The following is a 15,379-nucleotide window of genomic DNA, read 5'->3' as shown; positions in this document are numbered from 1 at the left end:
AAATCTAGCTGAATGGTTCGCTGTGATAGACAGCCAAGAGATTCGTGTTTATTTTCTCATAAGCTGGCGGGGAATACAAATAAAGACCGTCCTGTTAAACGGCATATCCACCTGAGTAACAGGGAAATAAAATGATAGATGAAGTCTTGAGAAAAGTTGTGAGATAAGGTATTTGTGTTTAGTATTCTCGACATAAATAAAGCCTAAGATATTCTGATATGCTACCCCTATACAGGACACTGAAACATAATAAGTCCAGTATGGGGGTATTTATTATGACTAAAAGATTGATGAAGCTAAAAGTAGAAGAGCGTGTGAAACTAGTAGAAAGCTGTCTAAACAATGAACTAAGTCTTTCAGAGGCAGCGAGAGAAGGAAATGTTTCTTTGCCTACCATTGTCAGATGGTTGAGACTTTATGAAAATGATGGAGGAACAGCCCTATTGACTGCGCCCAAGAATAGGCACTATTCAGTAGCGTTAAAATTATCCGCCACCATAGATTATCTCAATGGAAAAGGAAGTTACGAGGAATTAGCCAAAACATACAAACTTAGAAGTCTAAGTGTAAAATATATTGCGGTAAGATTTGAAAAAAAGAAAGAAGACCATTATTCTAATTGTTAGGTTTAGCGGCCAATAACAATAAGAGGATGGTCTTCATGGAAACTATTGTAAACGAAATTGCAGAAATTTTAAAGAGTGAATCGCATTTTATTGCAAAAGAAAAAGCATTAGTCATTTATCTTGCCAATTTGATCCGAGAAATCATCACAATGGCCTTTGAACAAATAGATGATGATTTAATTGGAGAATACAAAAAACAAGGGTATCAAATAGAAAAAAAGAACGATCGGAAATTATTGACAGTATTCGGCGAAATTCAATTCCGTAGAAGGCGATACATCAAGGAAGGCGAGTCTTCAGTTTATGCGTTAGATGTCTTTTTAGGATTGAAAAGCCATGATAGGTACAGTCATTTACTCAAACGAAATGTTGCGGAGCTTGCCAGCAAAATGACGTATCGGAATAGTGAGAAAGCCATAGAACTCTTGACTTCCTTCACCATGAGTCATCGAAAAATAAACCGGTTGGTCTTACAGGTGGGTGAAGAAATTAAAAGCCAACAAACGGCGGAAGAACGCTATGATGAAAGAAAAGATAAAAAGAGAAGACCTTCAGCGATTTACATTGAAGGAGACGGTATTCAAATTAAAGGTCAGAAAAAAAACCAATTAGAAATTTATCGATTTCAAGTATGTGAAGGTTCAAGACCAGTCGGGAAAAATCGAAGACAGTTGAAAAATTATCATGAGTTTGTAAGCCTTAGCCGTAAGCAAGCACTAAAAGAAACACAAGAGTACCTAGCAAACACGTATCGCCTTGAAAAAACCATTGTCATCAGTAATAGTGATGGTGGTTCAGGCTTTGAAAAAAATGTATTTGAAGAGCTAGCGGGAAATTGTAGACGGCATGAATTCTTTTTAGACGCGTACCATGTTAATCGAAAAATTAAAGAAAGACTCTCTAACTTCAAAGATTTACAGCCGTATCTAATGGAGGCTATTTGGCAAGCTTATAGTTGGGACAAGGTCGTTGTAGCGTTAGATACGGTGGCGAGCCTGTTAGTGGACGAGCAAGACACAGAAAAAAACCGAGAATCTCTGCGTCTATTAGAAAACTACTTAACTAGAAACTGGAAGTGGCTACAACCTTTTGAACAACGAAATTTAGCTGGGATTCAAAAATGCATAGGCACCTGTGAAAGCAATCATAGAGTGTACAGCTATCGAATGAAACGACAAGGACGCTATTGGACAAAGAGTGGAGCTGAAGCCATGGTGCGAGTGATATCAAGTATAAAAAACAAAGAAATTGAACAATGCTTGATGACAGATTATGCACCAGCAGAACCGGAAGACGCGTTGAAGAAACGCTGCCAACAAGCATTAAGAAATACGACTAGTAAGCGTTGGAATCGTTTTGAAGAGCATGTAGGCATTCAATACGGACATGTAACAGGAAAAGAAAAAACATCAACGGGCATGGGAAAACTGATTCGCGGATTATGTAGTTAAAAAAATTCATAATGCCCTACCAAATGGCAATTGTGTCAAGTAAATTATTTTTAGCAAAAATGATTTACTTGACACAATTCAACCAAGCGAAGCGCGGTAGGAAAGTGAAATAATATAAATAGAGCCGTACCTATCACTCTAAAATAATGGTTACCGCAAAATACTTGACACATACCTTAGAAGTAGTAGCCAACTAAAAAAATGGGTAAAGGTGTATAATACTCATGGAACCTTCAAATCAGAAAGTGGTGGAAGTTACATGAGAAAAGCAAGAGAAACTTCGACAGAAGAACGTTTAACCATCGTCTTAGACTGTCTAACACAAAACAAAAATTATGGTGCAATGGCTTTGAAATACCAAGTTTCTTATCAACAAGTGAGAAATTGGGTCAAAAGATATGAGGAGAAAGGTGCTGCTGGATTAGAAGATCGCAGAGGTCGCCGGATTGGCACACAACCTAGTCGAACACCGGAAGAAGAATTACGAAACCGTCTCGCACAATCAGAAAGTAAAAACCGACAACTTCAAATGGAAAATGACTTGTTAAAAAAAGTAAGGGAGTTAGAAAGGAAGTGGGAATAAGCTTTACCCGACACTTATTTGAGTATGAAGTTATCAAAAGCTTACACGAAGAGAAACATTATCCAATTCAGCCAATGTGTCATTTCTTGCATGTTTCTCGTTCTGCCTACTATAAATGGTTGAAACATCCTGTAAGTCCCAGAGCCTATTTAAACACTGAGCTTGCCCAAGAAATCAGAAAAATATATGACGAACACCCTGACATGGGCTATCGTAGACTAGATGATGAAATTAGTACACGCTATCACCATAAGTTCAACGATAAAAGAATCTTGAGAATTTGCCGAGCTTTAGGGATTCAATCGACGATTAAACATTGGGCGAACAGTATCACACGTAGAGGTAAGAGACCTTACCACACGGCAAAAAATGAGTTAAACCGGGATTTTCATGCCGACAAACCAAATGAAAAATGGTTGACTGATGTTTCTGAATTTAAGTATTACGTTGGTATGGACATACACAAAGTCTATCTTAGCGCTATTCTTGATTTGTATGATCGTCGCATCGTGTCCTTCGTTATTAGTGACCGTAACGATAATCCGTTGGTCATGAACACTTTTGATCAGGCAATTGCACTAGAACCTCATGCGCATCCTTTGATGCACAGTGACCGCGGCTTTCAGTACACTAGCCAACAATTTTGTGTACGTTTAAAAAATACAGGAATGAAGCAGAGTATGTCTCGCGTAGCCCATTGTATCGACAACGGACCAATGGAAGGATTCTGGGGCATGATTAAACGAGAAACGTATTACGGGCGGAAGTTCACCAACCGTGAAAGCCTAGTATCTATGATTTCTGATTATATAGATTACTACAACAACAGAAGATTACAGCGTAAATTATCTGTTATGACACCAATGGCTTATCATCAACACTATCTGGAGGTGGCTTAATCATCCTGGTCGTCTCATAAGTGAAATGGGCTTCGTTTCACTTGTGAGACGGACAGGCAAGTTAAGCGGTAGCGCGACTAGTCTTAGAAATAGAAATCAAAAAAGTCTGCCAAAAAAATGACAGACAATTGATAAGAATTTTATTATTTTTCACTGTCCACTTGACGGGGAGCACACCATTCGCCAGTTAGCATATCTAAGGCTTATTTTTAAGGCAACTGATAAGAGTGAAAAGAATTTTCTACTCAGAGGGAGCGGTTTTTCCTTGTTTGAATTTTGCGATAAAAAAATCTCCTAAAAAGTAAGCAGTTAGGACAGCCCAAGACAATAAAGAGATAAATAATGTGACTTTTTGAAGGGGAGTTCCCACATAGTCTAGTGTAATTTTGCTCAAGCCTTTTGGAACTCTAACAGAGAGTAAGCCGTCTTTTTCTCGCATATCAAGAGCATGGTCGCCAGCCTTAACTGAGTAGCCCACATAACAAATTTTAGGAAGGGGGATAAATTCATCATCAATAGTGGAAACTACATCATATTCAAAATGATTGAATGTGGCTTTTTTCTGAATTACTTGGAAGTCTTTTGACGAGTAGCTCGCCGGGTTTTCTTGTTTAATCTTTTCGTAATCAGTTGCTACAGGAAGATATTCAAGACCGCCACCGATTGAGCTTAGTGCATAAGTTTCATACGTTTTGTTATCAATACGGTCCACATTGTTTGATTCAAAATTAAAAATAATATTATTGGTATAACCAAAAGAAAAAACGAGCAGTAGGATTGTTGCGTACCAATAGGAAGACGCTCGATTTCTAAGTGAATAAACCAACAAGCTTAGACTAAGACTTAAAAATAAGGTCGACAATGTTAAAATTCGCCAAGGTAGCTGGATAAAAGCAAGAAAACTTGTTTTTAGGACCACCCAAGGGAAAAGGTTCGTTGCTAGAATGGAATAGCCGATTCCGATGAGCAAAAGGACCTTATTTTTTTTCGTTAGCATTTTGAAAAACATAGGAGTTGCTAAAACAAATACGATGAGTAGGGTGCCTATGTTAGGTTTTAAATTCTGCCAGTTATTCGCATCGTTTGCAAGGGAATTGATAACTAAATCGGCAGGACTGAAGTGTAGGCCTGTTGACCAGATATTCTTATTGGCAAGATAGTTGAAATTTAGATAATGATTTTGTTCTAACACAGGGAGCAGTACGAAAGCGGAAAGGGCGAAAGAGACCCCAACGGCTTTTAGAAAAGTTAAGAGCACCTGTTTTGATAATTGATGTGTTAGCCATTGATAAAGGACAAATACCGCGATTGAGGTAGTGACAATCAAGGCGGTAATCATATGTGAATAGATGAGACAAGTCATTCCAATTGCTAAGGAAGCCCATTTAGTTTCTTTAGTGATGAATACTTGAGCGATACCTAACAAAACTAATGGTAAGAAAATGAATGCCAAGGTTTCACCGAGTGCCCCGCGAATAAATTGATCTAACAGCCGGTAAGTTCCAGTTGTATAGATTGCTGCAAACAGATAAGCAATTTGTCTGTTTTTAAACAGCTTGTTTATGGCGTAATAAGCCACAAGAAACGTTGCCATCGTGATAAGAAACATATAACCGTAATAGCTGTGAATGAAAGAAAAACCAACTATCCTTAAGAGGACATAAGGGAGTAAAAATAGAGAAGGATAGAATAAGTCAGTGGCATAACCAAATCCATTTGCCATCTCGGGAAAGATTTTTGGGAAAAAGTTCCCGTGACTGACCGCTTGATAATAGCCTTCTAATCTCATACGATGAAAAGCAAAGTCATCGTGACTAAAAATAAAATTTTTTGAAATAAAGGGCGCGGTTATTGCTATCGCAAAGACAATTGAAAGTAAAAGCGGGAAAATCCGTTTAAACATTGGCAAAAGCAGAGTCGCTTGAGTATTCTTTTTGTTATTCAAATGTTGTCTCCAATTTCTTTGATTATTTTTTATGTAAAGCCTCGAGTTTATTATATCAGATAGAAGGAGCGGTGGATGATTAATTTTTGGAGGAAGAGGCCAAGAGCGGTGAGGCAAAAAAAGGGGTATTCTAGGGGAGTTTGCCAATCGATGAAGGACGCTGATGAGTTGAAAAAATAGCTGATCTGATAATAGATAAATGCGCAGTAGAAGGGGGGATGTCCAGTATAGGGGGAGTCAGTATTTATCCTACTACGCATTTTTTTAACTTAAGCCTATAACTGGGCTTGGGCGAGTTCTTCTACACAGCAACAATAGATGGCGTCTAACACGGAAGGCAGGGCCTCTTCTGTAATTTTACTGATGCTAATTCGAATACCATGACTATAAGGGTGTTGGTAATCTCCGAATGAATGCACCAGATTAGCTACTTTAATTTGGTGCTGTTGCAGTAATTTTTTTTGTAGCTTCTCTCTATTTATTTTTTGATGAAGGAGGATAGACACGTAGTAGCCTGCCGTTCCCGGAAGGACACCTGCAATTTCTGGCTGCCAAGGTTCGGTCATTCTTTGTATGAGCTTTCTTTTTCGATTGATTTTTTTACTTAAAAGTTGTCGATATTTAGTTAATGATTGATTTTTAATCATCGTCTCTAGTACCGCCTGCGAGAGTAAAGAGGGAGCAAAATAATCATCTATATAGTAGTGTCGCAAGAGGGCTAACCACGAATCTAGACAGTTACTGGGAACAATCATATATCCTAATCGTAAATAGGGAATAATCTTGGTGAAGCTAGTGAGATAAAAGCAGTTAGTTCGTGTATTTTCAAAAATCGTCTCACTCTTAGAATGCGTTTGACCATGAAAAAAATAGTCATCTTCAATAATCATTACATTGTATTGTTCTGCTAGACGGGCAATTTCTTTAATTTGTACTCGAGGAAGATTGTCGCCTAAAGGATTGTGATTTCTAGGAATCACATAAAAAAATTGAATTTCTTCGGTTTTGAACAGTTTACGAAGTGTTTTCATATCTAAGCCGTTTTCAGTCCGGTTTATTGTCAGATAGGGCAGTTGGTGAGTCTTTAAAAAATTTAAAGCAAAAGAATAGGTTGGGTTTTCTATCAAAACTTTGCCAGGTTTCATTTTAGAAGAACGAATGAGTAAAGTATAAACTTGATGAACCCCTTGCGTAATAAAGATATTTTGTGAGCTGGTAAAAATATTAAAGTCTTCTAGATAGTGTTGTAACGTCTTAGTCAAAGATTTGACGCCATTAAGATCATAATTGAGCGACTCCGTTTGATAATTGTCCAATCCTTGGATTAGATTTGTTTCTGCATCTGCCAAAGAAAATAAGTTTGTTCGGACATTTCCCGTAGACAAATCGTAATGGGGAAGCTCCGTTTCTAAGTGATCTTTTGGCCCGGCGACGAAATAACCACTCTTGTTTTTCGCATACAAAATATGTTCTCTAATTAGTTCATTATAGGCTTTTACTACCGTCTCTCTGGAGCATTTGTAATGGGTTGCATTTTTAGTGATTGAAGGAATCCGTGTTCCTGCTTGATATTCTCCTTGTTTAATCTTGATTTTTACATCTTTTTTAATCCGTTCAAATTTCAGCATTATAACCACCTCGCTTAGCATTATACTAGTATAGATTAATTTTTCAATTGTTGAAAGCGGTATCTTTGGGAGGTAGGATAAACCTATCAAAAGAGATGGAGTTGAATAAAGATGGAAAAAATTTCGAATTGGCTCGACAAACGTATTGTTCCTATCGCTGCTGTGTTGAATAGTAATCGTTTTATCAGTGCAATTCGTGATGGGTTTATTGCGACGTTCCCCATTACGATGCCAGCCTCAATTGTTGCCTTAATTAATAATGTTTTACTTGATCCAGATAGTATGATTGCTCAAGTTCTTTTTTTACCTAAGCTGTTTCCTCACCTGAAGGACGCGCAACAAGTGTTCTCCGCGGTAGGAAATGGGACGTTAAGTTTAATGTCAATTTTTGTTACATTCCTGATTGCTTATAATTTGAGTAAACATAATCGTTCAGATAATCCTGTTACTGCGGGGTTAATTGCTATTGTAAGTTTTATGATTTTATATCCAAAACCAGAGTGGCTAAAAGGAATTTCTGAAGGCAACTACATTACAACTGATTACCTAGGGGCTAAGGGGCTATTTTTGGCAATGATTGTAGCTTGTTTGATAGGCGAATTTTTCCCTAAATTATGTCGAAATAAGCGATTAGTTATCACCTTGCCTGAACAAGTTCCACCAGCAGTTGCTCAATCTTTTTCAGCATTAATTCCTGTCACACTAGTAATTTTGTTTACCTCTGTCTTGGCTTTCTTAAGCTTTTTATATAAAGAACAAGGAATCAATGAAGTGGTATATAATTGGATTCAAACGCCGATTAGAAATATGGGCTCTAATTTAGTGGGCGTCTATGTATTAACGCTTTTACTGGGATTATTCTGGTTCATGGGCATTCATGGGTCGGCAACCTTAAACCCGATTATTGCTGCTATTTTTACTGAAATGGATCTTACCAATAGTCAACACGTATTAGCCGGAAAACCATTATCAGAATTACCTTATCCTGCGACGTATGGGTTATTATCAGCAACATATGGTTATATGGGTGGCGCTGGGATGACCTTGGGATTAATTATCGCTATTTTGATTGTCACAAAACGAAAAGATTATCGAGAGGTCGCGAAAATGAGCTTGGTCCCTGGAATATTTAATATTAATGAACCGATTATCTTTGGGTTACCCATTATTTTGAATCCATTTTTAGCGATTCCTTTCATCTTTACTCCAGTTATTAGCTTGACGTTGGCTTATTTTGCAACAATCGTTTTTAAAATTGTTCCACCTGCAGGGATTGGGGTTGCTTGGACGGTCCCTGGACCATTACAAACATTTTTGGGAACTGGTGGCTCGATAGCCGGGCTATTATTAGGTTTAGTTTGTCTGGGTGTTTCTGTTATCGTTTACATTCCGTTTTTGAAGGCAGCAGACGCCTATGCAAGACGAGAAAAAAATTTGAAATAGAGGAGATTGGTTATGGTAAAACGATTAATTAGTGCGAATGCCACCGAGATTGCTCAGATGTCAGGAGAAGAATTAAAGCAATCAATTAAGGCCTCTGCAGGACGTGTAATCTGTGCGGAAATTATTGGAAATATGCAGCCAATTATTGGCGATATTACAAATGGCGAAGTTGCAACTGCATATGGAGCAGATCTATTGCTTCTCAATGGGTTTGATTGCTTTAATCCGCAAATCAATGGATTAGATGGGATTGAACCCTCAGAGGTTATTCGGACATTAAAAAAATATACAGGACGAGCTGTGGGGATTAATCTAGAACCTGTCGACCCGACAATCGGATTATTAGATGAGCGTGCAATGATTCCAGAAGGCCGAGTCTGTTCTGAGCAAACGTTGAAAAAAGTGGAAATGTCGGGCTTGGATTTCATTTGTTTAACAGGAAATCCTGGGACAGGTGTGACAAATGAGCGAATTAAGCAAGCTATTGTTTTGGCTAAAAAACTATTTACAGGGATGATTATTGCTGGAAAAATGCATTCCGCTGGTGTGGATGAGCCGGTTACGTCTTTTGAAGCAACCAAAGCGTTTGTTGAATCTGGTGCTGATGTTATCCTTTTACCTGCAGTTGGTTCTATTCCAGGATTTACTGAACAAGAATTAGTCACGGCTGTTCGTTACGCAAATGAAAAAGGGGCGCTTACGATGTCAGCAATTGGTACAACGCAAGAGAGCTCAGATAAACAAACGATTCGAACTATTGCACTCAAAAATAAAATAGCGGGAGTTGATATTCAGCACATTGGCGATGGTGGATATGCTGCAGGCGTCGCTACATTAGAAAATATTTATGCATTATCTGTTGCAATTCGCGGAGTCAGACACACAATGAGCCGAATCTCACGCTCACCCTTGCGTTAATGGCAATGGAAAGAAGGAACAGAAAATAATGGTTAGATATGGATTTTGTTCGATTGATTGGCGTTATACCCCTGAAAATGAACCAACATTCAGTGAGGAAAAGAAGACCTTGATGCTCTGGCAAAAAGATGAAGGCTCTCTTTGTTTTGGTATTTCAACTAGTAAACATTTGGAAAATTTATCTTGCCGAGTGGTAGGGGAAGAAGGGCTTATTTGTCAACTGTCTTGTGTGGAAAAGACGGCTGGTTACATTGGGCGAGGGATGACTTGGGGGGCGATACCCAAAGGACCTAATAAGGAGTTTTATGATCTATTGACTCCTTATCATAGAAGCTCTTTAAAAGAAGGTTCCTTTCAACTTTATCATCTATCCTGTCAATCAACGCACCAGTCAGGAATCTTTTCAGGCACTATTATTCTGTCAGCTGAAGGGCTAGGAGTGATTGGAAAGCTAAACTTTTCTGTTGAAGTGTTGGCCCTTGATTATACCCAAGTGGATGAGAGGCTCTTTGACTTGGAGCTGTGGGAATATCCTTTTTCAGTTGCACGTTTTTATGGCATTTCCGAAGAGGAATGGTTAGGAGCGCGTCATCAAAAGTATTTACGAGAAAATTTAGAGTTGTATCAAAAAGCTGGAGGCCGAACGATTGCCGTGACAATAACTCACGACCCATGGGCCCACCAGACCTATGATACTTGTTATAGTTTGATTAAGTGGCAAAGAAAAAACGGCAAATTTTCTTATGATTTTTCATTGTTTGACCAGTATGTTCAACTAAACATGGCGATGGGAATTGATCAAACAATTAAGAGCTTTTCGTTACTCCCATGGAAGAATCAGGTTAGTTATTTTGACGAGAACCATCAATTGGTTACACAAATCATCGAACCGGGCAGTCTGGAATGGACACAACTTTGGCGACCATTTTTAATCGCTTATAGCCAACATTTAGAAGAAAAGGGTTGGTTTGAAAAGACGTATATTGCAATGGACGAAGCGCCGGTAGAGATATTAAGAGACGCAGTCAAATTAGTTAAATCGGTGAAGAATGCACGAGGGCAACACTTAAAACTTGCTTGTGCAATCAATTATCAAGCGTTTGATGCACATTTTTTAAATGAATTCTCAGATATTTCTATTAATATGGCTCAAGTGGGAAATAGAGAAATGTTTATCGAGATGGTTACTTCTCGCAAAATAAAAAATCAAAAAACCACACTTTATAATTGTGTAGGCGACTATCCAAGTATGTTTGTATATAGTGACCCACAAGAAACGGCCTTTATTCTGTGGTATTGTGCCTCGTTAAAGACAACTGGTTTTTTGCGATGGGCGTTAGACGCTTGGGTGGAGGATCCTGTGAACAGCTTAAATCACTGGTTCTGGGAGAGTGGCGATTCCTTATTAATTTATCCACATCGAGAGAATGAAGAGCATCCGTACCCATCCTTGCGATTTCAGCAGCTTGTTCAGGGAGTGATTGCTGTTAGAAAATATCGATATTTACAACAGAAAGACAGTGCAAAAATCAAGGAAGTTACAGAACTTTTGTCCAAGATGATTCTGCCAGAAGGAATAGAGAACGAGTGGAAAGCAAAAGTAGCCAAATATCCAGAGAATCGATTACTCATTCATACTCAGGTTCAACAGCTAGAAGAGGCTTTATGTAGGGCTTCCCAAAAATTTGTAAGCGGATGAGGGGAAGCGCATAAGAAATTAGCGATTTTCGCTATCGGCGGCACCATAGTCGGACAGGCGTTGTGAAAGAAAGGTCTAGAAAAACAGTAGGGTTCTTTTAAAACACCGAAAGAGCTTCAAAACGTAAAAAAAGAAAGACAAAGAGAGATTGAACAGCTTGATATTTAAGTAGACAGCGTGACAATTCGAACACAAGGAGCCGTCGCTATAAAAAAGAGTGGCTTGAAGGAAACAGTGTCGATCCTACTTATGCGAACAACTGATAATTGGATTCCGAATATCTTTATGGATAGAATTTATGACCTTCCAACAAAACAAGCGGCCTACCCGGTATTTCTGTCTACGTAGTTTTGACAGAAATGCTGAGTAGGCCATTTTGCTTTGTCGGCTAGATAGGGCCGAACTTTTGTGACTGGCGAAGAACGTCTAAAAATTTAGGCGCCTTCGACCAAGTCCCGTTTTTTGTAGCCGACAAATCCTAGAACGATGAGGAGTAAGCTAAGGAGTGTCATGAGACAAAAGACAGAGAGATCGAATGCTTCAACAGGCATTCGAGGAATCCAACTTTGGATAGCTGTTTTCGAAAACCAATCAGGTAAATCAAGGATGCCAGCGAAATAATTTAATGCGAAGGAATAACCCAGGTAAGCATAGATAACTTTCCCAAATTTGGGCAACCAGCCTAAAGCTAACGCAGCTAATCCTACATAAAATAAAATGGAGGGAAGGAAATTATACCCGGCTGCTAGAAAGTCCCAAAGAGTCATAGTTGTTTTGTTGCCCATTTCGGAGATGGCCGTACCACCTAAACCTAAAGAGGCAAGACCAATGCCTAAAATTCCTGCTAGGATTGCCAAACTAATCGTTGTCCAATACAATTGACCACGAGTGACTTTGGTTGAGAAGAGTTGGCTGAAGTGCAGTCTCGTTTCTTCTGCAAAAAGTTTATTTACGATGGCGATGGGTAAGATGGTGACTAGGCCAACCATGACCATCATAATCGTACTGGTAAATGATTCCTCAATCGATACGCCTGATTGTGTGAACATTTGTTTCATTAGCTCGTTTCCGCCAAGAAAGACTTGCATGTCTCCATAAATGGAGCCGTATGCTGCGCCCATTACAACAAAAGCAATGAGCCAACCAATCATGACCCCTTTATTAATTTTAACTAGTAGGCCAGGAACGGAAAGTAAACTTCTTTTTGCGGTAGCCCGGCCTTCATGTTCAGGTAAATAACCTGCGCCCATATCGCGATGACCTTCTAAAACAAAAGAAATCACGAGTAACACAAGGCTGAACAGAACAGACATGACTAACCAGAGCCAATGATTTTTTGTGAAGGGATAGGTCAAATACGTCCATCCCATTGGATTAAAGAGTGATAAATCTGAATTTGAAGCGTCTGTCCCAGCTCGTAAAATGTAAAGTAAACCGATTACGCCCAAAGTTGCTCCAGAGGCTCCTGTAGAAGTGGGCATGATTTGTGACATGACTAAAGCCAAAACGCCCCCCATAATTCCAGCACTAGCGATGGAAAGTCCGAATAAGAAAGCGCCCTGTGCATCTATCGTTTTGACACTAAAGCTAACCATCACACCGCCAATGAACAGACCGAGTAAGAGGTTGATTAAAACAACTTCTGTAATGACGGCTAGCGAGTTGGCTTGGCGCCCGACACGAAACGAGCGAACGAGTTCCGTTAAACCAAGCTCTTCTTCTTTACGGGTGTGGCTAATCACGTGTAAGGCGGCAATAATCATCGCAAATAAACCGCAAAATAATAACATTTCCTGCGCATACATTGCACCCAGTGTGTAGTCAGCACCATTCTTTATCGGGGTAGGGCCGACCATCGAAATCATTGCTGGATTTTTCATCGTTTCAAACATACCTAACAAGCCTTGCCCTTTACCGATTTCTTCAAAGGCTGGAACAAAAGCCCCAGCAAATAAGCCTAATCCGACAATCCAAGCAATTAATTTCTTCCAATCACGTTTGAGATATTGAATAAATAATAGGTTCCAACGAGCAAATTTTTCGTTCATTTTCTTTTCCTCCGTTCCGACAATCAATCTTCGTAGTGGCGCATGAATAAATCTTCAAGCGTTGGCGGGACAGATTCAATTTTTTTAATATGCAATTTGGTGGCCTCCGTCATGATGGCGTTCATAGCTTCATTGTCAGCTGAGAAGGTGGCTTTTTGATCTTTTTGAACGAAATCGTAGACGCCAGGAACGTGAGCCATTTGGGAGACATCACCTTCAGTCACTAAGGTCACCGTTGAACGAGTCAAATGGCGTAACTCATCTAAGGTTCCCGTTTCTACGACTTTTCCGTGACGAATAATGACCACTTTGTCCGCTAAACGTTCTACTTCACTAAGAATATGAGAAGATAATAGAATAGCTTTTCCATTATTTTTGATAGTCTCAACTTCTTCTTGAAAGACGGCTTCCATCAATGGATCCAATCCAGAGGTCGGTTCATCCAAAATATAAAGATCTGAGTCAACGGATAAAGCAGCAATCAGTCCAACCTTTTGACGATTTCCTTTTGAGTAACCTTTTGCTTTTTTCTTTGGATCGAGCTCAAACCGTTTAATCAAATAGTCGCGTTTTGTTTTATCACCACCGCCGTGAAGTTTAATGAACAGATCAATAATTTCTCCACCTGTGAGGCTTCCCCATAAGGCAACATCGCCTGGGACATAAGAGACACGTTTATGGATTTCCAAACTATCCTTCCACACATCTTTTCCAAAAATTTGGGCGTCTCCTTGATCACGGTTAATGATACCAAGTAGGGTTCGAATGGTCGTTGATTTGCCTGCGCCATTTGGGCCGATAAAACCGACCACTTCCCCTGCGTTGACAGTGAAGGAAACATCCTCTAACGCCTGAAATTTTCCGAACTTCTTTTGTACGCCTTGTAATTTCACGATTTCTGTCATAATCACTAACTCCTTCTTTACACACAATTTCATAATGAACTTTCCGGTATTAGAGAAATTTTGTTGAACGTGCGAACGCGATAAGAAAAACCATTCGTATGTTTATGGAAGTTTATTTCTGATTAAACGAAAGTTCATTTATACCCATCATAATAGACTTATTTATTTTAACAGTCAAAGGAAACGGATATCTATTTTTAAACTGTAAATAAGTTGTTAGTTCGCAAAAACTCATATATAATAAATTTCATAAGAGTTACGAACTTTATATTTATATTCGTTCGTTTTTATATATAGAAAGAGGGAAGTCATGATGAATGGATTTGAACGAAGAGCAAGAGAAAAAAAAGAACAGGTCTTACAGGCTGCCTTTGAGTTGATGAACACAGATAGCGGGATTGAAAATTTGACGATTGATGAAGTAGCCAAACAGTCCAAGGTGGGAAAGACGACGATCTTTAAGTATTTTGGCAGTAAGGAAACATTGATTCACGAAGTGTTTATCCGCTCGATGGAGGGGATGGGGCAAAAGGCAAGCGCACTTATGGATAAAAATGCCCCGTTCGAAGAGACATTAATTGCGATGAGCCAAATCAAGATTGAATACTTTGAACAGATTAATAAGCAATTCTATCTAGATTTGATGAAGTATTTTACTGAGAAACAGGATAGTGAGTTTACTCGAGTAATGGATGGATATACTCAGCGAAGTTTTGGCATTATGTTGGACTTGTTTCATCGAGGTCGTAAAGAGGGGAAGGTTGATCTAAAATATTCGGATGAGTTTTTGATGCTTTATTTTCAAGCAGTAATTGAAGGAATCTCTAACCCTCAAATTTATGAAAAAATTCTACCTTATACGGCGGAGTGGACGGAGATGTTAATAAAAGGAATTGCACCGAGCAGTTAGTTTTGAGGAGTATTGTTAGAAAAGTAGTCGACAAGTAATGATATTGAAGTCGTTTTTTAATTGAATAGTAAAGTTTACGGAAAAACAAACGCTGGTCTGGCAGATTAACTGGATGAGCGTTTGTTTGACTTTATGGGGAATCTGCAAAGAATGATGAAACGACAGGCGTTTAAGTTCATAGGTACCAATTGGAGAAAAAGCCTTGTATTTGGTGATTTTTATCAGTAAAGTCTTTTTTTGAACAGGGAAATAACAATTTTCGGCAATGTGGGTAAAATTTTAGTAAAAAATAGCGTTTTCTTTTATAGTGAATCGAGCTATAAT

13 protein-coding genes are annotated in these 15,379 nt (G+C 38.8%); 9 read left to right on the top strand and 4 right to left on the bottom strand.

From position 1 onward, the window contains the following. Positions 1-275 precede the first annotated feature (275 nt). From IGI37_RS09880 to IGI37_RS09865, 4 genes are all read left to right on the top strand, one after another. The gene (locus IGI37_RS09880) at positions 276-626 is read left to right on the top strand and encodes a hypothetical protein (RefSeq protein WP_438761575.1); all 351 of its coding nucleotides are present in this window, start codon (positions 276-278) and stop codon (positions 624-626) included. Between the two features lie 35 nt (positions 627-661). Beyond that, a complete protein-coding gene (locus IGI37_RS09875; protein WP_438761228.1) occupies positions 662-2,077 on the top strand; it encodes an ISLre2 family transposase in 1,416 nt (471 codons plus the stop codon). Positions 2,078-2,336: 259 nt separating this feature from the next. Further along, positions 2,337-2,660 carry a transposase gene (locus tag IGI37_RS09870; protein WP_438761574.1) on the top strand — a complete coding sequence of 108 codons (324 nt, stop codon included), beginning with the start codon at positions 2,337-2,339 and terminating at the stop codon, positions 2,658-2,660. Further along, complete coding sequence (locus IGI37_RS09865; RefSeq protein ID WP_438761573.1) at positions 2,651-3,559, top strand: IS3 family transposase; 909 nt, start codon at positions 2,651-2,653, stop codon at positions 3,557-3,559. The genes IGI37_RS09870 and IGI37_RS09865 overlap by 10 nt, the downstream gene beginning before the upstream one ends. Before the next feature lie 241 nt (positions 3,560-3,800). Here the strand turns inward: IGI37_RS09865 and IGI37_RS09860 are convergent, their stop codons facing one another. Continuing rightward, positions 3,801-5,504: a hypothetical protein gene (locus IGI37_RS09860; RefSeq protein ID WP_438761571.1), complete on the bottom strand. Its 1,704-nt coding sequence runs from the start codon at positions 5,502-5,504 to the stop codon at positions 3,801-3,803. Positions 5,505-5,779: 275 nt separating this feature from the next. Next, positions 5,780-7,132, bottom strand: a complete 1,353-nt coding sequence (locus tag IGI37_RS09855; RefSeq protein WP_438761569.1) for a PLP-dependent aminotransferase family protein — start codon at positions 7,130-7,132, stop codon at positions 5,780-5,782. 111 nt (positions 7,133-7,243) lie between these two features. Between IGI37_RS09855 and IGI37_RS09850 the strand changes: the two genes are divergently transcribed. From IGI37_RS09850 to IGI37_RS09835, 4 genes are all read left to right on the top strand, one after another. Next, positions 7,244-8,575, top strand: coding sequence for a PTS sugar transporter subunit IIC (locus tag IGI37_RS09850; RefSeq protein ID WP_438761568.1), 1,332 nt, complete (start codon positions 7,244-7,246; stop codon positions 8,573-8,575). Between the two features lie 12 nt (positions 8,576-8,587). Then, positions 8,588-9,493: a DUF7916 family protein gene (locus IGI37_RS09845; RefSeq protein WP_438761567.1), complete on the top strand. Its 906-nt coding sequence runs from the start codon at positions 8,588-8,590 to the stop codon at positions 9,491-9,493. Between the two features lie 28 nt (positions 9,494-9,521). Further along, on the top strand, positions 9,522-11,192 hold the full coding sequence (locus IGI37_RS09840) for a DUF4091 domain-containing protein (protein WP_438761566.1): 1,671 nt from the start codon (positions 9,522-9,524) through the stop codon (positions 11,190-11,192). Between the two features lie 177 nt (positions 11,193-11,369). Then, the gene (locus IGI37_RS09835) at positions 11,370-11,540 is read left to right on the top strand and encodes a hypothetical protein (protein WP_438761564.1); all 171 of its coding nucleotides are present in this window, start codon (positions 11,370-11,372) and stop codon (positions 11,538-11,540) included. A gap of 86 nt (positions 11,541-11,626) precedes the next feature. On the opposite strand, the gene IGI37_RS09830 is transcribed toward IGI37_RS09835, so the two are convergent. Next, positions 11,627-13,240, bottom strand: a complete 1,614-nt coding sequence (locus tag IGI37_RS09830; RefSeq protein WP_438761563.1) for an ABC transporter permease — start codon at positions 13,238-13,240, stop codon at positions 11,627-11,629. A 23-nt stretch (positions 13,241-13,263) separates the two neighbouring features. Then, positions 13,264-14,145, bottom strand: a complete 882-nt coding sequence (locus tag IGI37_RS09825; protein WP_438761561.1) for an ABC transporter ATP-binding protein — start codon at positions 14,143-14,145, stop codon at positions 13,264-13,266. 313 nt (positions 14,146-14,458) lie between these two features. Between IGI37_RS09825 and IGI37_RS09820 the strand changes: the two genes are divergently transcribed. Continuing rightward, complete coding sequence (locus IGI37_RS09820) at positions 14,459-15,055, top strand: TetR/AcrR family transcriptional regulator (RefSeq protein ID WP_438763630.1); 597 nt, start codon at positions 14,459-14,461, stop codon at positions 15,053-15,055. Positions 15,056-15,379: the final 324 nt, after the last annotated feature.

This window comes from Enterococcus sp. AZ194 (assembly GCF_051713825.1).
Lineage (GTDB): Bacteria > Bacillota > Bacilli > Lactobacillales > Enterococcaceae > Enterococcus_K.
The sequence above is the reverse complement of the archived record's forward strand: the minus strand, read 5'-3'. Positions and strand labels throughout refer to the sequence as shown.